At 66.3% G+C, this 19894-nt stretch carries 13 protein-coding genes; 7 read left to right on the top strand and 6 right to left on the bottom strand.

The window, feature by feature from the left end; translation table 11 throughout:
* Positions 1-179: 179 nt before the first annotated feature.
* Entirely contained in the window at positions 180-1124 is a 945-nt protein-coding gene (locus ASC87_RS19025; RefSeq protein ID WP_056665675.1) for a LysR family transcriptional regulator, read from the bottom strand.
* Positions 1125-1588: 464 nt separating this feature from the next.
* Between ASC87_RS19025 and ASC87_RS19020 the strand changes: the two genes are divergently transcribed.
* On the top strand, positions 1589-2704 hold the full coding sequence (locus ASC87_RS19020; protein WP_056665672.1) for an ABC transporter substrate-binding protein: 1116 nt from the start codon (positions 1589-1591) through the stop codon (positions 2702-2704).
* Positions 2705-2712: 8 nt separating this feature from the next.
* Positions 2713-3666 (top strand): ABC transporter substrate-binding protein, encoded by a 954-nt coding sequence (locus ASC87_RS19015; RefSeq protein WP_056665689.1) that lies wholly within the window; start codon positions 2713-2715, stop codon positions 3664-3666.
* A gap of 499 nt (positions 3667-4165) precedes the next feature.
* Here the strand turns inward: ASC87_RS19015 and ASC87_RS19010 are convergent, their stop codons facing one another.
* Together ASC87_RS19010 and ASC87_RS30835 are read right to left on the bottom strand one after the other, a co-directional pair.
* Complete coding sequence (locus ASC87_RS19010; protein ID WP_056665670.1) at positions 4166-5641, bottom strand: family 43 glycosylhydrolase; 1476 nt, start codon at positions 5639-5641, stop codon at positions 4166-4168.
* Positions 5638-7893, bottom strand: coding sequence for a family 43 glycosylhydrolase (locus tag ASC87_RS30835; RefSeq protein WP_082568752.1), 2256 nt, complete (start codon positions 7891-7893; stop codon positions 5638-5640). The genes ASC87_RS19010 and ASC87_RS30835 overlap by 4 nt, the downstream gene beginning before the upstream one ends.
* Before the next feature lie 275 nt (positions 7894-8168).
* Between ASC87_RS30835 and ASC87_RS19000 the strand changes: the two genes are divergently transcribed.
* From ASC87_RS19000 to ASC87_RS18985, 4 genes are all read left to right on the top strand, one after another.
* Positions 8169-9545 (top strand): glycoside hydrolase family 43 protein, encoded by a 1377-nt coding sequence (locus ASC87_RS19000; RefSeq protein WP_200954414.1) that lies wholly within the window; start codon positions 8169-8171, stop codon positions 9543-9545.
* Positions 9546-9590: 45 nt separating this feature from the next.
* On the top strand, positions 9591-12524 hold the full coding sequence (locus ASC87_RS18995) for an RICIN domain-containing protein (RefSeq protein ID WP_056665665.1): 2934 nt from the start codon (positions 9591-9593) through the stop codon (positions 12522-12524).
* Positions 12525-12548: 24 nt separating this feature from the next.
* Positions 12549-13838 carry an RICIN domain-containing protein gene (locus ASC87_RS30830; RefSeq protein ID WP_082568751.1) on the top strand — a complete coding sequence of 430 codons (1290 nt, stop codon included), beginning with the start codon at positions 12549-12551 and terminating at the stop codon, positions 13836-13838.
* A 173-nt stretch (positions 13839-14011) separates the two neighbouring features.
* Positions 14012-16180 carry a LamG-like jellyroll fold domain-containing protein gene (locus ASC87_RS18985; protein WP_056665662.1) on the top strand — a complete coding sequence of 723 codons (2169 nt, stop codon included), beginning with the start codon at positions 14012-14014 and terminating at the stop codon, positions 16178-16180.
* A 22-nt stretch (positions 16181-16202) separates the two neighbouring features.
* On the opposite strand, the gene ASC87_RS18980 is transcribed toward ASC87_RS18985, so the two are convergent.
* The 3 genes from ASC87_RS18980 to ASC87_RS18970 form a co-directional block, all read right to left on the bottom strand.
* Positions 16203-17306: an SMP-30/gluconolactonase/LRE family protein gene (locus ASC87_RS18980; RefSeq protein WP_056665660.1), complete on the bottom strand. Its 1104-nt coding sequence runs from the start codon at positions 17304-17306 to the stop codon at positions 16203-16205.
* Between the two features lie 27 nt (positions 17307-17333).
* Positions 17334-18083: a FadR/GntR family transcriptional regulator gene (locus tag ASC87_RS18975; RefSeq protein ID WP_056665658.1), complete on the bottom strand. Its 750-nt coding sequence runs from the start codon at positions 18081-18083 to the stop codon at positions 17334-17336.
* A 323-nt stretch (positions 18084-18406) separates the two neighbouring features.
* The gene (locus ASC87_RS18970) at positions 18407-18736 is read right to left on the bottom strand and encodes a hypothetical protein (RefSeq protein WP_056665655.1); all 330 of its coding nucleotides are present in this window, start codon (positions 18734-18736) and stop codon (positions 18407-18409) included.
* 486 nt (positions 18737-19222) lie between these two features.
* Between ASC87_RS18970 and ASC87_RS18965 the strand changes: the two genes are divergently transcribed.
* Complete coding sequence (locus tag ASC87_RS18965; RefSeq protein WP_056665652.1) at positions 19223-19570, top strand: hypothetical protein; 348 nt, start codon at positions 19223-19225, stop codon at positions 19568-19570.
* Positions 19571-19894 lie beyond the last annotated feature (324 nt).

Below are 19894 nucleotides of genomic sequence, written 5' to 3'. Positions count from 1 at the left end.
CCTTCGTGGCCGGTGGCTCGCGCACCGCCGAGATCTACGGCGACAAGAAGTCGGGCACGTCGATCGGCATCCAGGGCGAAACCTGGTGGTGACCTGACGCCCTATCGGCGGGTGACATCTCACCTGCCGGTGTTGCGCTCTCGAAGGCGGGGCCCGCAAGGGCCTCGCCTTTTTTCTTGTCAGCCCCCGTACACGTTGGCGGCCACGCGGCGCACGGCATCCAGCATCAGCGTGGCGGCCGGCGACATCGCGAGGTCAGTGCGCGTGATGACACCGAAGGCGTCCATGTTGCAGGGCAGCTCGATGGGCAACGGCTTCACGACCCCGAGTGCCTCGTAGTAGCGCGCCACGTCGGCCGCGAGCAGACAGATGGCGTCGCACTCGACGACCATCTTCGTGATGAACAGCACGGCCGTGGTCTCGATCAGGTTGGCCGGTGGCGCGATGCCCTGGCCATGGAACATCAGGTCGAAGCGGTGCCGCAGCACCGTGCCTTCCGGCGGCACGATCCACGGACGGTCCACCATGTCGCGCAGGCACAGACTGTCAGCCTCCAGCAACGGGTGGCCGGAGCGCACCACCGCCGCGGCGGGTTCGTCGGCCAACGCGCCGAACGTCAGCGCCGTCTTGTCGTGGGTGGCGAACAGCCGCGCGATGAGGAAGTCGTGGTTGCCCTGGCACAGGCCGCGGTGGAGCACATCGCTCGTGTCCACGTGCACCACGACGTGCAGGTTCGGGTGGGTGCGCTTCAGCTCCGCCACGGCCAGCGGCAGCACGGTGATGGCCGGCGTGGTGATGGCCCCCACGTTGACCGATCCGAACTGGCCGAGCTTCAGCGACTGCACCTCGTCGAACGCGAGATTCAGGCTCGCGAGCGCGACACGCGCGTGGCGAATCAGCGCCTCGCCGCTCCACGTGGGGATCATGCCCTTGGGTGACCGATCGAACAGAGACACCTCGAGCACGTCCTCGAGGTCCTTCAGCAACTTGGAGGCGGCCGGCTGCGTCATGTTCAGCACCTCGGCGGCCCGGTGGATGTTGCGCTCCTCGGCCAGCGCCACCACGAGCAGCAGTTGACGTGTCTTCAGCCGCGCACGGATGAACCAGTGGGTGTAGTGAGTCATGTGTCGCGCGCGTGGAGCAATGCCAGGGCACCCATTCTGTGGGGCCAGGCGGCCCGTGGCGATTGGGTCGAACACCAGTCCGTTGTCCCGGAGCAGCACGTGGCGCCAAGGGCGCGATCACTTCCTTTCATGGCCCCATATGCGAATCGACATCGGGTGTTTTCCCCGGCGCCGACGCGGCCACCCGTGCCAATCGTTTCGCCTCCACTGCCGTCGAGGAGGCGCGGCGGTGAATCGATGGCCTCCATCGTGTTGAACCGATTCCAGATCGCGTGACCGCGATGAATTCTGGCGCGGTCCTCCGCCCGCGCTGCAGCAGGATCGGCATTCCATCACGGGCACTCGCCAACGCGGTCCGCTCATACTGAAATCCGTATCGGCGCCCGGAGTTTCGCCATTGGACCTTCACGCCTTGCGTCTCGAACAATGCCCTGGTCGGCAACGATCAACCTTGGAGAGACCTCATGCGCAGTTTGTGGCCCGCAGTCTTCGGCCTTGTCTGGCAGTTCGCGCAAGCGCAGCCGGCCACCCCACCCAGCATCGTGTTCGGCCAGTCGGCCCCGCTCTCCGGCCCCGCGGGCCAGCTGGGCGTCGAGATGAACTTCGGCGCCAACGTCTACTTCCACGAAGTCAACCGCAAGGGCGGCATCAACGGCCGCCGGCTGGAGTTGAAGGTGCTCGACGACCGCAACGAGCCCAGGCGAACGGTCGACAACACCAAGCGCCTCATCACCGAGGACCGTGTCTTCGCGTTGCTGGGCTATGTGGGTGCCGCCACCACGCAGGCTGCAGTGCCCACGCTGAACCAGCACGGCGTGCCGCTCGTGGGGGTGTTCTCTGGCGCGGACAGCTTCCGCGCGCCGAACAACCCGAACATCTTCAACGTCCGCGCGGGGTACCTGGAGGAATCGCAGGCCATCGTGCGGCACCTGCTCACCGTGGGCCTCACGCGCATCGCCGTGTTCTACGAGAACGACGCCAACGGACAGTCCGGCCTGCTGGGTGTGGAAGGTGCCCTCAAGGAGCGGGGCCTGCGTTCGGTGGCCACCGGGTTCGTCGAGCCGAACGGCATCGACGTGGCGCAGGCGGTGAAGCAGATCGTGCCGGCCGAACCCCAGGCGGTGGTGATGATCAGCGCCTACGGCGGCAGCGTGTCGTTCATCCGCGAGATCCAGAAACTCGCGAAACCGCCGTCGCTGTGGAACGTGTCGTTCGTGGGCAGCCAGGTGCTGTCCCGCGAACTCGACGAACGCGGGCGCGGCATCCAGATCTCCCAGGTGGTGCCGTTCCCGTGGAACGCCAACGTGCCAGTGGTGCGCGAGTACCAGCAGGCCATGTCCCAGGTCAACGGCGAGCTGAGCTTCGGGTCGCTCGAGGGCTACATCACCGCGAAGATCGCCGTGGAAGGATTGCGCCGCGCCGGCAAGGCGCCCACCCGCGCGTCGTATGTGGCCGGGCTGGAGTCGATGACCAACTTCGACTTGGGCGGGTACCCGATCCGCTTCCAGCCGGGCAACCACAACGGGTCGTCGTTCGTCGACCTGACGATGATGACCTCCAACCAGCGTTTTGTCCGATGAGCACCGTCATGAAGTCCATCCAGCACCTCACCCGCGCGCTGGCCTGCGCCACCCTCGGCTTCCTGCTCCAGGCGCCCGCGCACGCGCGCGACCTGGTGCTGGGTTTTTCGCAGCTCGGCTCGGAGAGCCAGTGGCGCATCGCCAACACGAAATCCATCCAGGAGTCTGCCAAGGCGGCCGGCGTGCAGCTGCGCTTCGAGAACGCCGAGGGCAATCCGGCGGCGCAGGTCACCGCGATCCGCGCCTTCATCAGCCAGAAGGTCGACGTCATCGCGCTCGCACCTGGTGTCACCACGGGCTGGGACGACGTGCTGAAGGAAGCGCGCGAGGCGGGCATCCCGGTGATCATCACGGACCGCGGCATCGACACCCACGATGACGGCCTGTATGCCACGGTGCTCGGCTCCGACTTTGCCGAGGAAGGCCGGCGAGCCGCCCGCTGGCTCGTGCGGTCGGGGACGGCCAAGGCGCAGGTGCGCATCGTCGAGCTGCAGGGCACCAGCGGATCGGCGCCCGCCATCGAACGCAAGGCCGGGTTCGAGGAGGTGCTGCGCACCGACCCGCGATACAAGGTGGTGCGGTCCGAGGTGGCCAACTTCAGCAAGGACAAGGGCCGCGAGGTGATGGCGGCCATCCTGCAGTCCGAGAAGCAGGTGGATGTCGTCTACGCGCACAACGACGACATGGCGCTCGGGGCCATCGAGGCCCTCGAAGCCGCCGGCCGCAAGCCGGGCAAGGACGTGCTGCTCATCAGCGTCGACGCCACACGCGGCGCGTTCGAGGCCATGGTGCAGAACAAGCTCAACGTCACGGTCGAATGCAACCCCCTCATCGGCCCGCAGCTCATGGACCTGGTGAAGCTCGTGAAGGCCGGCAAGCCCGTTCCGAAGCGGGTGCAAAGCCGTGAAGGCGTGTTCGCGATGGACAAGGCGGCGTCGCTGATCGGAAGCCGCAAGTACTGAGGGAGGTGTGGCGCCGCGGGGAACGCCGGGGCCCACCGCGCGCCGAAGCCTGTCCGGGGAAATCTGTTGCGCCGACCGGTAAAACTCCCCGGGACTGCATTGAGAGAGGCGCTGACGCCACGGCGCCACGAGTCATCCCTCTTTGGTCCCGTCGGTGAATCGGCTGCACCTCCGATGCCTCCTGGCAACGCCGCCGTTGAGGTTGATTTTCCCCGGACAGCAATGGGCCTTCGCCGGGACGACAGGTTGTGTGGAAACGCCTTGGCGTTTGCGCAGAGTGGGTCTCTCAGGATCAGGCCCTCTGCCTGATTCGGCTTACGCTGCGCATGACAGCTTGTTTCTCGAACACTCGGACTCGTTCGGCGAGTTTCAGGCCAGATGTGACCACGACGTCGCGGCGCCTGGACGCAGTGGGTCCCGACGTTCGTCGGGCTGACCCCGAGATTTTCCCCGGCCTGCGCCGGGGTGACCTTTTTTGTTGCCGTGCCGTCGCGGGCTCTCAGTTCAACCGCTCGAACAACCACCGCTCCGGCGTCTGCCCATTCGCAGGCCACTGCTGCACCACCGCCCCATCCGCCGTGCTGCCGTTCTGGTTGTCGAGCATCAGGCCGCTGTGGCGGTTCTTCACCTCGAAGTGCTGCGTCGGGGTGGAAAGCAGTTGCCACTGCTGGTTGGCGCCACCCGTGGCGCTCCAAGTGACCAGGCCCGCGCCGGCCGCGGTGCTCCAGTTGAACACGTCGAGCACGTAGCCGTTGTAGTTGGACCGCAGCTGCGTGTAGCCGTTGGTGGTGGGTTCGATGGACCACTTCTGGTCGGTGTTGCCGAAGTCGGTCCACATCCAAACCGGTGCCCCGAGGGAGGTGGCCGACCGGTTCACGCTCAGCACCTTGCCCGACGCCTGGTTGCGCACGCGGTACAGGATGGTCGCGGTGCCCTCGCCCGACGGGCGTGTCACTGGCACACCAGGCGCCACCGGTGCACCGATGACAGGGGTGTCACCACTCCAGGTGACCTTCTGGATGCGCGTGGTGCGGCTGTTGCTGCAACCCTGCCCTGAGGCCGGGTTCGCGTGGTACACGACCCAGTCCTCGGTGCCGTCGGGTGATTTCACGAAGCTGTTGTGGCCCGGCCCGTAGGCGCCGGGCGCCTTCTGCAGGATGGGGGTCGCCGACTTGGTCCAGTTGGACGGCACCGTCAGGTCCGCGCCCACGTTGGCGGTCAGGATGCCCAGCTTGTAGTCGTCGGTCCAGCAGCCGCTGGCCGAGAAGCTCATGATGACCTTGCTGCCGTGCACGATGAAGTGCGGTCCCTCGTTGACGTAAGCGTCGGCGCCGGTGCCGTCCTTCTCGTGCTCCCATGCATACGTGGTCGGCGCGGTGATCACGGTGCCTCGGCCGACGATGCTGGTGGGGCTGCTCATCTTGGCGATGCGGATGTGCTGGCGCAGGCTCGCCTCGCTGATCTCCGACCACGCCATGTAGAGCTGCCCGTCGATGGTGGCGAGCGTCTGGTCGATGGCCCAGAGGTTGGCCGAGTCGCTCACCTTGACCGGCGCACTCCATGTGCCCTGGGTCGGATCGGCCGAAGTGTTGCGGATCACCCAGACGCGGTGCTGGTTGTCGTCGCCACCCGCGGCAAAGTACAGGTGCCACGCGCCCTGCAGGTGGTAGAGCTCCGGGGCCCAGATCCAGTGCGAATAGCAGTTGTTGCCCGTGCAAGGACCTGCCGGCGCCGTCCACACCTTGACCGGCGTGGCGGCACCCACGCCCGAGAGGCTGGACGACTTGGCGATCTCGAGCGAGGCCCAGTCTTCAGACGTGTGCACGAAGTAGTAATTGCCATCGGTGTGGCGCATCACGTGCGGATCGGCCGACGACTTCGTCGCGGGCCCCACCGGGTTGATGAACGTGGTGGAGGCGGCCGAGGCCAGCGTGCTGGCCACTGCCAGCGTGAGGAAAGCGAGGGTGTGTTTCATTGGGTGATCTCCATGGCCCACTTCTGGGCGTCCAATCCGTTGTCCGGCCATTGCCTGACGGTGGCGCCGTTCGCAGGCGAACCGTTGGCCAGGTCGAGTGCCTTGCCGCTGTGACGTGCGATGAGCCTGTAGGTGCCGATGCCGGCGTTGACGACGGCCCATTGCTGGCTGGTGGCCGCGCTGCAGGTTTCGATGTCGGCCACGGCGCCGTCGGCGGTGCTGCCGCCCGCGATGCCCAGGCATTTGCCACTCACAACGTTGACCAGGCGGTGGTAGCCACCACCCGCGTCCTGCAGGGTCCATCGCTGTGCAGTGTTGGACAGGTCGTCCCACTGCTGCACCTTGTTGCCGTCCGCCGTGCCGGCGTTGGCGTTGTCGAGCACCTTGCCGCTGCTGCGGTTCGTGAGGCGGTAGCGGCTGCCGTTCGCGAGCACCGGCAGCAGGTCCACGCGGTCGAGTTCCGCGTACCCCACGGCCTGTCCCACGCGGATGGTGTTCACGCCGGCATTGAGCGTGACGTTGATCGACGCGGTGCGGTAGCTCTGCCACGAATCGCCGGCGTACCAGGGATAGGCCAGCTGGCCGGCCGCGACCCCGTTCACGGTGACGCCGTGTGCGGATGCCGTGCCACTGCCGTTCGTGTAGCGCGCCGCCAGCATGTAGCTGCCTGCCGCCGGGACGCTCAGGCTGAAGGTCACCGCGCTGTTGCTGGCGTTCAGGTTGCCGACCTTCTGTCCACCCGATGCCGCCGTGTCGGCCATGACCACGGCGTTCGCGACGGCGCCCGCCTCGGCCTCGCGGCCGAGGGTGTCCACCTGCACGTAGTCCACCTCGGCGTAGGCGCTGTTGTAGGTGAGCGTGACACTGTTGGCGCCGGCATTCAAGGTCACCGGTACCACGAGCGTGGCGAACGTGCCCCAGCCGGCCGTGGCGGGGTAGCTCACGACCTGCGCCGTGCCACCGTTGACCGACAGCTTGTGTGTCGCCACCCCACCCGAGCCGTTGCCGTAGCGGATGCTCAACGCATAGGCGCCTGCCGCGGGCGCCTTGATGTTGTCGAAGCGGACACTGCTGGCGGCATCGTTGAGGTACCCCACGTCGCGCCCGTTCGAGGCCTGCGGATAGGACAACACGCGCGCCTGACCGCTGACCGTCGCGTACTCGGCCTCGAACCGGTTGTCACCCGACGGCACCGCCATCACGGTGCCGCTGGACACCGGCTTGCCCAGCGCGGGTGTGCCGTCGGCGTTCCAGCCGAAGCGCTGCATGCGCATGCTGCGCTGGTCGCCGAAACACGTGTTGACCGTGCCGTCGGAATACGCGTGGTAGATGATCCAGTCCTCGGTGCCATCGGGTGACGTGGTGAACGCGTTGTGTCCGGGCCCGTGGGCGTTGCCGTCCGGGTTGGACTGGAACACCGGCGACTGCGCCTTGGTCCACGAGGCTGCGGACAACAGGTCGCTGGTGTCGGATGCCGTCAGCATGCCCATCACGTAGCGCGGGTCACACGAACTGGCGGAATAGGCGATGAAGATCTTCCCGTTGCGGCGGATCACCTCCGGTGCTTCGTTGACCAGGTACCCCTGCTGCTCCCATGACAGGTTCGGCACCGAGATGCGCGTCTGCGTGCTGGTGTCCATGTGCAGCGCATCGGTCATGCGCGCGATGTAGAGGTTGGAGTTGCCGGCAATGCCGGGTTCGCTCTGCGCGAACACGAGGTACTGCGCACCGTTGTGCACGAAGCTGGTGGCGTCCAGCGTGAAGCTGTCCCAGGCCGTCTGGATGCGGCCCCGTTCGGTCCACGTGCCGGTGGTCGGGTCGGCCGCGGTGTTCTCCAGCGCGTACAGGCGAACGGCGAACGCGTTGTTCGACTCACCTGCCGTGAAGTAGATGATCCACCGCCCGCCGACGTAGTGGATCTCGGGGGCCCAGATGTTGGCCCCCATCACCCCGCTGGCATGTTTGGTCCAGACCACCACCGGCACAGCACTGCCGACGCCCGACAGCGTGCGCGACTTGCGCAGTTCGAGCCGGTCGAACTCCGGCACGGTGGCCATGAAGTAGTACCAGCCGTCGGTGTGCTTGTAGACCCATGGGTCGGCACGGTGCAGCAGGTTGGGGTTGCGTTGGGAAAGGCTGTTGGCCGGACCTTGGATCTCGGCCCAGGCCGGTGGAGCGAGCAGGCCGGAGAGGGTGACCCCGATGAACAGGCACCATCGGCCCAGGTCGGCAAGACGGTAGAAACGTCGCATGCGTGTCTCCATGGTTCGTGTTGTTGGCAGGCGGTCGGCATGCTAAGAAGCGAACAGCGAGGCCGTCCAATCGCACTTCTCGTTCGGGCGATATGCGTTTGGGTATTTGCTCGCTTGCCCTTAAGGGTTTTCCCAAAGCACTCGGCACCATGCGGATCACGCTCCGCGATTACCCCGATACACGAACGCGCATCGCGTCCGTGCCCGAATTCATCGCGGCCCCACGTCGCAACTCCTAGCATCTCGTCCTGACGAAGCAACGAAACGGAGACACCGTGGCAGGACTGACGAGAAGATGGATCAAGGCCGTGATGACGGCACTCGCGTGTGTGATCGCCCCGGCCAGCTTTGCCGCCGACCCCTATGTCGGCTACGTGATGGGCTACTTCACCGAGTCGCCAGGGTCCACGGCCAATGACTACGGCCTGCACCTCGCGTACAGCACCGACGGGTTGAACTGGACCCCGCTGAACAACAACAACGCGGTGGTGTACCCGAAGCTGGGCCAGCCCGGCCTGCGCGACCCGTTCATCCTGCGCAAGAACGACGGCACGTTCGTGGTGATGGCCACCAACATGACGGGCACGGACTTCGCGAACTCCAACAGCGAGTACATCCACGTGTGGGACTCGGTGGACCTGCGCACGTTCACGAACGAACGTCTCGCCCGCCTCAACACGAGTGGCATGCACACCTGGGCGCCCGAGGCCTTCTACGATGCGTCGCGTGGCCAGTACGGCGTGATCTGGTCGGGCAACGCCACGTCCACCTTCCACCAGATCTTCGTCAACTACACGAGCGACTTCGTCAACTTCGGGGCGTCGCAGGTGTATTTCTACCCGGGTTTCTCGCCGCTGGATGCGACGATGCACACCCACAACGGGGTGAACTACCTCTACTACAAGCGCGAGTCCGACAACAAGCTGATGGGCGCGCGGTCTTCCAACGTCAACCCGCGCACGTTCGACGGCACCACGTACAGCGGCCCCGTGGGCACCACCGTGATCGAAGCCCCCATCGTGGTGAAGAAGAACAACGAGAACCGCTGGTACCTCTACGGCGACTCGTACGTGCCTGTCAATGGCGAGTTCTACGTGTGGGAGTCCACCGACATCGCGTCGGGCACCTGGACCGCGGTGGACAAGAAGTTCTACACGCAGCCGCTGAACTCCAAGCACGCCACGGTGACGCCGGTCACGCAGGCCGAACTCGACAAGCTGGTCGCCGCCTGGGGGAACCCCACGTGGAACCGCATCAAGTCGTTCAACTTCGGCGACCACTACGTGCGGCACAGCGCGCTGCAGGGCCGCATCGACCCCTATCCGTTCGACCCGTACCGTGATTCGCAGTGGCGCGTCGTGCCCGGCCTCGCCGACAGCAGTGGCGTCTCGTTCGAGTCGGTGAACTTCCCCGGCCAGTACCTTCGCCACAGCAACTTCAACGTGGTGCTCAACCCGAACGACAACACCAGCACGTTCAAGGCCGATGCCACGTTCTACAAGGTGGCCGGCCTGGCCGATGCCACGTGGTCGTCGTTCCGTTCGTACAACTTCCCGTCGATGTACCTGCGCCACGCGAACTTCGTGCTGCGCATCGATCCCATCTCGACCGCCCTCGAGAAGCAGGACGCCACGTTCAACGTCGTTCGCTGACCAGAACCATCCCTTCGCGCACTGCGCGCACAGAGGAGACAAGCCTTGATCCAGAACCCATCGCGCCCGTGGGCGGGCGCACTCGCGTGCGCCGTCCTGGGCAGCACGCTGGCCAGCGGCCAGGCGTTCGCCGCGCCCACCAACTTCCTGAACAAGCCCCAGTTGGTGAGCGCGTATGCGCCCGACACGCCGTGGTACACGGCGAACATCCCGTTCCTGGAGATCTCGAACCCGCAGATCCAGCAGATCTACTACTACCGCTGGAGCCTGCTGAAATCGCACATCCGATCCCTCGGCAACCGCCGCGTGTTCACCGAGTTCCTGAACCCCATGGGCTGGGACCAGAAGCCCAGCAACACGATCCCCGACGCCGCAGGTTTCCACATCACCGAGGGCCGCTGGCTGAAGGACCGTGGGCCGGTGAACGAGTACGTCAGCCACTGGTACGGCTCGGCCGACCCGCGCCAGTACAGCGAGTGGATCGGTGACGCCGCCTACCAGAAGTACCTGGTCGACAGCGACCGGGCATTCCTCGTGGCGAAGCTTGGTGACATGAAGCGGGTGTACACCGCGTGGAACGACCACTTCGATCCGGCCCGCGGCCTGTACTGGCAGGTGCCGCTGAGTGACGCCACCGAGTACACCATCGCGTCCATCGATGCGAGCGGCGGCGCCGACGGTTTCGGCGGTGGCGATGGCTATCGCCCGTCCATCAACAGCTACATGCTGGCAAACGCCCGGGCCATCAGCCAGGCCGCGCTGCTGGCCGGCGACACCGCCACATCCACCGACTACGCCAACAAGGCCAACGCGCTGAAGGCCGCGATGCAGGCGTCGCTGTGGAACCCCACGCTGGGCCATTTCACCGACCGCTACCGCGTCAGCAACGCCTACGTGCAGAACTGGAACTTCGTGCGCGGACGGGAGCTGGTGGGCTTCGTGCCCTGGTACCACAACATCCCCGACAACAACACGACGTTGAACTCGGCGTGGCAACACGTGATGGACACGTCCAAGTTCTACGGCACGTTCGGCCTGCGCACCACGGAACCGTCCTACCAGTACTACATGCGGCAGTATCGCTACGACGCGGCCACCGGGCTCAGGGAGTGCCAATGGAACGGGCCCAGCTGGCCCTACCAGACCACCCAGGTGCTGGGGGGCATGGCGAACCTGCTGAACAACTACACGCAGGGCCACGTGACCAGCACGGACTACGTGAAGGTGCTGAACCAGTACACGCAGCAGCACTACAAGAACGGCGTCCCGTACCTTGTCGAGAACTACCACCCCGACCAGGGCGGCCCCATCGTCGACCTGCCCGAGCGCAGCCAGCACTACTTCCACTCGGCCTATGCGGACCTCGTGATCTCGGGGCTGGTGGGCCTGCGCCCGCGCGCCGACGACACGCTGGAGGTCAACCCGCTGATCCCGACGAACCCTGCCGACCCGAACTACATCAGCTACTTCGCGCTGGAAGACGTGTCGTACCACGGGCACTCGGTCACCATCCTGTGGGATGCCAACGGCAGCCGGTACAACCAGGGCGCGGGCCTGTCGATCTACGTCGACGGCATCCGCACCGCCGGGCCGTCGGCCCTCGGGCGCAAGACCGTGGCGCTCGGGGCGCCCATCGTCACCCCCACCCGGCCCGAGGCCACGAACCTGGCCGTGAACGTGTCGGGCCAGGGGTACCCCACCGCGTCCGCGTCGTACAGCTACAGCACCGACCCGGCGCGCCTGGCCATCGACGGGCGCACCTGGTACTACCGGGACACCAAGAACCGCTGGTCATCGTTCGGGTCCGGCAACACGTCGGACTGGTTCGCGGTCGATTTCGGTTCGGCCCGCACCGTGTCGTCGGCCAAGCTCCATTTCTTCGCCGATGACACCGGCCTCAAGGCACCTGCCAACTACGGCCTGCAGTCCTGGAACGGCACGGCGTGGGTCGACATCACCGGGCTGTCGAAATCGCCCGTGGCGGCGGCTGGCAATACGGTCAACACCGTGACGTTCCCCGCGGTCAACACCTCCCGCCTCCGCGTGGTGTTCACCCACGCCCCCGGTTTTTCCACCGGCCTCGCGGAGTTCGAGGTGTTCGGCAGCGGCGTGACCTCCGGGTCGCGGTACCACCTGGTGAACCTGAACAGCGCCAAGGTGCTGGGGGTCTCCGGCATGTCCACGGCCGATGGGGCAACGGCGGTGCAGTTCAGCGACAACGGCACGGCCGACCACAGCTGGGTGCTGGAGCTGCAGGCCAACGGGTACTACAAGATCCGCAACGGCCTGAGCAACAAGGTGCTGGGAGTGACGGGCATGTCCACGGGCAACGGCGCCCAGGTGGTGCAGTGGGCCGACACGGGCACCGCCGACCACGACTGGCGCGTGGAGCCGGCCGACGCCGACACCTACCGTGTCATCAACCGAAACAGCGGCAAGCTGCTGGCCATCGCCAACTCGGCCACGGCCGATGGGGCCGTGGCCCTGCAGTGGACCGACACCGGTTCTGCCGACCAGCGCTGGGCGCTCGCGCCCGAAAGCGGCCTCGTGACCAACCGCGTGTACCGCATCGTCAACCAGAACAGCGCGAAGGTGCTGGGGGTCACCGGCATGTCCACCGCGGAGGCTGCCGCGGTGGTCCAGTGGGCCGACAGCGGCACGGCCGACCACAACTGGCGCGCGCGGCTGCTGCGTGACGGCCGCTACGTGTTCACCAACGTCAACAGCGGCAAGGTGCTGGGCATCGAGCAGATGCTGGGTGGCGACGGCGCCCGCGCCGTGCAGGCCACCGACTCCGGCGCAACGGCCAACGCCTGGAAGGTGGTGGCAGGAACCGGTGGCGCCTTCAAGCTGGTCAACGGCAACAGCACCAAGGTGCTGGGCGTGGACCAGATGAAGACCACCGATGGCGCCAACGCCCTGCAGTGGAACGACAACGCCACCAACGACCAACTCTGGCGCTTCGTGCTCAACCCGTAAGACCCCCTCACCAAGGAGATTCCCGTGATCAACGTTCTGAAGAAGTCCATGGCAACGGCCGCCGCCTGCCTGCTCTTGTCGGGTGTGGCCAGCGTGCGTGCGGAGACGGCCTACGTCTTCGCCACGTTCAAGGGGGACGCCGCCGTGGACGAAAAGCTGTGGATCTACACGTCTGCCAACGGCACCAGCTTCGACCTGCTGTCGAACACGTTCTTCGCCGGGTCCACCGGGGTGCTGCGCGACCCGAGCATCATGAAACACACCGATGGCAAGTACTACATCGCCTACACGGTGCAATCGTGGACCACGTCGTCCACCTACTTCGCCATCGCGTCCAGCACCAACCTCATCAACTGGACCCAGGTGGCCACGGTCAACTCGGGCATCGCGAACACCAACTTCACGTGGGCGCCCGAGTGGTTCGTGGAAAACGGCACCGTGCGCCTGATCGTGTCGATCGCGCCGCAGGGGGCGGACTTCAAGCCCTACGTCTACACCGCCACCGACAGCAGCCTCACCAACTGGAGCAGCCCGGTGGACATGGGCATCGGCACCAACAAGATCGACACGTTCGTGGTGAAGACGGGTAGCGTGTACCACGCGTTCGTCAAGAACGAGACCACGAAGTACATCGAACACGCGACGGCCAGCAACCTGCTGGGCCCGTGGACGTGGGTGGGCGTGGGGAACTGGGCCAGCTGGGGTTCGGGCTACGAAGCACCGGCGCTGGCGCAGATGGAAAACGGACAGTGGCGCCTCTACATCGACAAGTATCCGTCGAGCGGCCTGTGGACCGCCACCAGCAGCGACCTCACCACGTGGACGGGCCTCACGCAAGTAGGTGCCTACCGGCACGGCACCGTGCTGCGCGACACGCAGTACACCGCCGGGCACCCGCCTTCCGTGGAATATGTCTCGAACCGCAACAGCGGCAAGGTGCTGGACGTGCAGAACCCCAACCAGTCCGACGGTGCCAACGTGGGCCAGTACACCCGCAACAACGGCCCGTGGCAGCAGTGGCGCTTCTACGACACCGGCACCGGCTACTTCACCGTGGTCAGCGCCAACAGCGGCAAGTGCCTGGACGTGAGCGGTGCCTCGACGGCAGACAACGCCGACATCGTCCAGTGGACCTGCAACGGCGGCACGAACCAGCAATGGCAATGGGTCGCCCATGGGAGCGATTTCCTGCTGAAGGCACGGCACAGCGGCAAGTGCGCGGCCGTGGTGAACAGCGCCACCACCGATGGCGCGGACGTGCGGCAGCAGACTTGCAACGCGGCCACGAGCCAGGACTGGGTTCGCCAGCCGTAAAAGGCGTCAAACCGGAGCCGAAGGTGACATTCCTGGTCTTGTAACGGGATGAGGATGACACTTTCGGTCCGATCCCCGCTGGTGGGGCACAACGGCGCTGAAACGGCGCACTGTTCCAATGGCAGCTTGGTGGGGCGGAGGTTCGCCCCCGCCCTTCATTCCTTGGAACAGCCATGAACGACCCGTTGCGATTTCCGCCTTTCTCGCGCCGCGCATTTCTCATCGGCCTCGGCGGGTTGGGCCTGACAGGGTGCAATTACGGTGACGATGACGACGCCGCGAACAGCGGCACCGGGGACGACGTCGCGACCGGCGGCACCGGGGACGGTTCGGGGGCGCCCACGGCCCAGCCCCGTGTGTTCACGCACCCAGGGCTGCTGCACACCGAGGCCGACTTCGCCCGCATGCGCGAGAAGGTCGCGGCACAAGCGCAACCGTGGCTGGATGGCTGGAACGCGCTCATCTCCAGCGGGCACGCTCAGCTCGGTGCCTCGCCGAGGGTGCTCGCGCAGGTGGTGCGCGGCGGAACGGGCACCAACGTCGGCCAGATGGTCATCGATATCCATCGCATCTACCGGCTGGCGCTGCGCTGGAAAATCTCCGGTGACACCCGCTACGCTGACAGTGCCGTGCAGTTCCTCAACGCGTGGTCCGGCACACTGACGTCGATCACCGGCAACGCAGACCGCTACCTCGCCGCGGGCCTGCAAGGCTACGAGTTCGCGAACGCGGCCGAGATCATGCGCACCTACGACGGGTGGGCGCCGGCGGACCTGAAACGCTTCCAGGACATGATGCTCGCGGTGTTCTACCCGCTGAGCAGCCGGTTCCTCAAGGAACACAACGGCGCGGTCATCACCAACTACTGGGCCAACTGGGACCTGGTCAACATCGCCTGCCTGCTGGCGGTGGGGGTGCTGTGCGACCGCCAGGACATCTACCAGGAAGCAGTCGATTACTACCACAAGGGCCAAGGCAACGGCGCCTCGCTCCAGGCGGTGTACCACGTGCACCCCGGATACCTGGGCCAATGGCAGGAGAGCGGCCGCGACCAGGGTCACTGCACGCTGGGCATCGGCGTGGCCGGGGCCCTCGCGGAGATGGCCTGGAACCAGGGCGAAGACTTCTACGGCCACGACAACAGCCGGTTCCTCGCCGGCGCCGAGTACGTGGCGAAGTCCAATGCCACGGATGCCAACGGCGCATTCTTCCAGGTGCCCTACCTGCCCTACAACAACAAGCAAGGCTACAGCGGCGGCCTGTCACCCGCGGCCCTGGGGCATCGGCGTCCCGTCTGGGAGTCGGTGTTGCATCACTACGAAGGCCGGCGAGGCATCGCTGCGCCCTACGTGAAGCGGCAGGCCGCGCTGCTTCGGCCCGAATCGGGTGCCCCGTCGGCCGATCAACTCTCGTTCGGCACGCTGACCTTCACGCGAGATCCCATTCTCAAGGCCGCACCCAGCGGTCTCACCGCACGCCTGAAGGGCACGCAGATCGAGCTCTCCTGGTGGGGCACCCCGGACGGTGTCACCTACAACGTGAAGCGTGCCACCCGGGCGGGTGGGCCGTACAGCAACGTCGCAAGCGGCATCAACGACCTGCTCACCTGGACCGACACCTCGGCTTCGGGAGCCGTGTGGTACGTCGTCACGGCCGTCAGCGCGTCGGGTGAAAGCGCGCCATCGAACGAAGTGACCGTCTCCACCGAACCGACGATGTTGCTGCACCTGGCGTTCGACGAAGGCAGCGGCGTGAGCGCCGCCGACACCACGGGCACCTGGCCCGCCAGCAAGATCATGCGGGCAAACGCCTGGACCGAGGGCCGCAAGCAGGATCACGCGGCCGCCTTCAACGGCACCTCCGACTTCGTGACATTGCCGGCCAACGTGACGCGGGGCCTCAGTGACTTCACCATCGCCAGCTGGGTCTACGCCGATGCCACCGATCGCTTCGCCCGCATCTTCGACATCGGCTCCGGCCCGCGCCGGAGCATGTTCCTCACCGTCCGCAACGGGACCGGGGTGGTGCAATTCACGCTGGACGTCGAACACGGCTACGTGGCCCAGGTGGTGACCGGCCAGTCGGCCTTCCCCACCGGCGCGTGGACCCACGTGGCCGTGACCCTCCGCGGCCCGCTGCTGACCCTGTACGTGAACGGCGTGGCCGTGGGCACCAAGACCGACACGGTCCTCGCGCCCTGCGACCTCGGCGAAGGGATGGTGGGCTGGATCGGCAAGTCGCAGTACGCCAACGATCCGCTGCTGAAGGGCAAGGTGCATGACTTCCGGATCTACTCGGGGGCACTGGATGCTTCCGGGATCGCGGCGTTGGCTGTGGCGTAGGCGGCGAATCGCGCCGGCGCGATCAAGTCGCGCCGTGGGCCTCCACGTACAGCGCGTAGACCGAGTGCGAGCTCGTCATGTAGAGGCGGTTGTTCTTCGGCCCCCCGAACGTGAGGTTCGCACAGCGCTCGGGCAAGCTGATGTGGGCGAGGGGTTTGCCCTGCGGGCTGAACACGCGAACGCCGTCGAGGTCTTCCGGCTTGCCCTTGAGCTGGTGGACCTTGCGGCCGTTGACATCGGTGGGCTCGCTGTTCAGCGCGCCGTTGCTGCCCCATCCGCACCAGAGGTTCCCGTCGCGGTCCACGCGGAAACCATCGAGCGCCCCCTGGTCGGCCGCATCGATCAGCTTCGTCTTGTTCGACAGCGACACCCCGTCCGCGCCCACGTCGAAGCTCCACACGCTGCGGTTCGGCGTGCCCTTCCACTCCACCACGTAGAGCTTCTTCTCGTCCGGCGAGAACGCCAGGCCGTTGGGATTCACGAGGTCGGTGATCACCGCGGTCAACTGCCCGTCCGGCCCGATGCGGAACACGTTCGTGCTGGCCTGCTCCGGCTTGGCCCGGAAACCTTCCCATTCCCCGTTGATGCCGAACAGCGGGTCGGTGAACCAGAGGGTGTCATCGGACTTCACGACGATGTCGTTCGGCGCGTTGAGCCGTTTGCCTTCGAAGCTGTCGGCCAGCACGGTGACCTTGCCGTTTTTCTCGGTGCGCGTGATGCGCCGCGTCGACGAGTGTTCGCAGGTGACCAGCCGGCCCTGGCGGTCGCGCGTGTTGCCGTTCGCGTAGTTGCTCGGCTGGCGGAACACCGAGACCGCCCCCGTCTTCTCGTCGTACTTCATGATCCGGTTGTTCGGAATGTCGCTGAACAGCAGGTACCCGCCGTCCGGAAAGTAGACCGGGCCCTCGCACCAGCGCATGCCGGTGGCGACCTGCTCCACCGTGCTGCTGTAGATGCGGTATTTCGCGAAGCCCGGATCGAGGATCTGGACGGCCGGGTCCGGATAGCGCTGGTTCGGCTTGAAGTCGAACGACTGCGCCACCGCCAGGCCACCGGCGGTGGCGAGGCCGGCACCGGCTGCGGTCTTCAGGAATTGGCGTCGGGCATTGCGAGGGGTGTGGGGCATGGCATCTCTCCGTGGGGTGAATCGAAGTCAAGGCGTGCGGCGGGGTTCATCACAGGGCGCGCGGCAGGCCAGCAGGCACCTCATCGCCGATCGCGCGCACTCGCCGTCGCGGCGCTCGATGGCCGCCACCACGCGGGCGTACCGCGTGTGCAGCTGGACCAGGTGACGCAGCCGCTCGGCGCGCCGCAGGCGTGTCAGGTGGAGGCGCCACCGCGGGGCCAGCCTGGCCACCACCTGCACCAGCAGTTCACGGATGTGTGCGCTCCCGCAGGCGCGCCCGAACTCCGCATGCAGCCGCTCTTCGGGCTCCGACGCGTCCGACCCCAGCTGGGCGGCCTGCTCGAACTCATTCAATGCCATGCGCATCGCCTGCAGGCTCTCCGGCGAGCGGCGAGCCGCCGCCATCGCGGCCACTTCCGATTCGATGCCCAGCTGAAGTTCGCGCAGGCACGCGATGTCGTCGCCATGTGGCGGCGCGCGCAGCGGGCCGATGCGGTCCGCGCATCCGGCAACGAACGTGCCGATGCCGTGACGCGTGACCACGAGCCCCCGGCCCTGCAGGTGGGAGAGGGCTTCGCGAACGCTGTTCCGGCTGACGCCGAACGCCTTCGCCAGGTCCGCCTGGGTCGGCAGCTGTTCGCCAGCGGCGATTCGCCCTTCCGAGATCCTGACCGACAGCAACGCCGCCAGCTTGACGGGTTGCGAGCGCGGCGGCGCGTCCGGAGGGACAACTCCGCCGACCTGTGCCCCGTCCCCCGTGTCGTTCCTCGCGGCCATCCGTGTCCTCGCGAAAGCGGCGGCGCACGCATCTCGGCAGGATGGCCTTGAACGCGCTCGCCGACGTCGGCATCAACGGGAGGTCAATCTACGGTTTCGGGGGAAAGAGTCATCCGCGGAAATACTGATATCGATAACAGATCGAAACGGCCGCGATGCGGTGGTGGTCCGGGTCCGAACCATCGCTCCAAAGAATGGGCAGCCTTAGCCGCGGCCGCCGATCTCGCCTCGCTTGCCGAACGCCTCTCGAAGAAGCGCCGGGCAGCCCAAAGTTCCTTGACCCCTACGGGGGGCAGGTTGGGCGCAGCCCGACCCTGGGGCCCTCAGAAGGCGATGTGCTCGATGTGGCAGTACCCGTTCTGCAGGGACGTGTGGACCGTGACTGGGTTGCGCATGGCCTTGGCCATCAGCAACGCGGCGACGAAGGTCTTGTAGTTGCTGTCGGTCTCGAGCAGGTACGCCCAGCCTAGCCCGTTGCTGCACAGCGCCGGTTCGCCGTCCAGCCACACGCGGTAGCCGAAGTTCTGACCCGCCGTGACCTCTGTCACCGCGATGGTGCCGTGGGAGCTCTTGTCCCAGGCGTGCGCGGGCGCCTGCAAGGCAGCCGCGAGGGCGATGCCGCACGCGATCCGCCGACCGAATGTCGTCTTCATTGGTTTATTCCCCTGCGTTCCCCGTGGCGGGGTCGCATGCTGTTTTCGTGAGGGCGAGAGGCTACCGCATCACGTCCGTGGACACAATCGTGACGTTGCGCACACTCGTTTGAAACGACGTCAGCGACCGATGTTCATTCGTCAAACGTCGTGGCAAACTCGGCGGCATCGAACAATCAACCGTCGAGGCCATTGGCATTCGACCGGCTCCCGGGAGGGCCCCATGTCCACACACACCAACGCGGCGCCAAGCCGCGCATGGCGCATCGGCTCAAGCCGAGGCACGTCGTCACGCACGTTCGTCACACGACACCGCGCCTAGCGCACGCCTCGCCGCTCGCGTCCACCACCACGCCCCCAATCGCACCGGTCCGCGGTCCTCCGCCGCGACTGAAATCACTTGTTCGTGGTTCCGACACCATCGCAGGGTCGGACCGACTGTACCCCGTCCATCCCCTTCAACGCACCGCCAGGACATCTTCGACCATGCGCCTCCCCAAATCCCTCGTTCTCCTCGCCGCGGGCCTGTTGCCGCTGCAAGCCTTTGCCGTTTTCGAATGCAACGTCAAGGTGAAGTCCGTGCTGGTCTACGCGACCGGCGAACTGAACGTCCTGCACACCGGCCGGAACGACTTCACCGTGTTGTGCAACATGAACCAGAACTACGGCGCGGCGACGCCGATGGTCTGCGCCAACTGGTTCGCGATGCTCGAGCACATCAAGAAGAAGGACGGCAACGCAAACATCTACTACAACGGCGAAGGCTCCTGTGCGACGCTGCCCACTTACGGCGCCGCGCCTGCCCCGGTCTACGTCGGTGACGTGACGCCCTGACGCGGCAGCGAGACATGATTTCCGTGGCAAACTCGTGCGGGCGAAGAACGCTGGGCATCGACCCACGCGCAAAGCCCACCACAGGGGAGAGTCCACACATGTCCACGCCCATTGGCGCCGCGCGCGGCGCCGGGTTGCCCGCGGCCAGCTGTCGCGATGCACGGTCCACCACTTGCCACCACCATCCATGCGCACGACGTGCCGTGTCGGGTGAAGCGTCGCGCGCCGCTGCCGCGTGCCTCGGCACCAACAGCGCTCACTGACCGTCCGTTCCGAATGTCCTCGTTGTGCAGCAAGCTGCATGTGAGCGCTCCCTCTTTACGC

Origin of the sequence: Rhizobacter sp. Root1221 (genome assembly GCF_001425785.1) — a bacterium.
GTDB lineage: Bacteria > Pseudomonadota > Gammaproteobacteria > Burkholderiales > Burkholderiaceae_C > Rhizobacter.
Note: the sequence above shows the minus strand (reverse complement) of the source record. Positions and strands in the feature narration are given on the sequence as shown.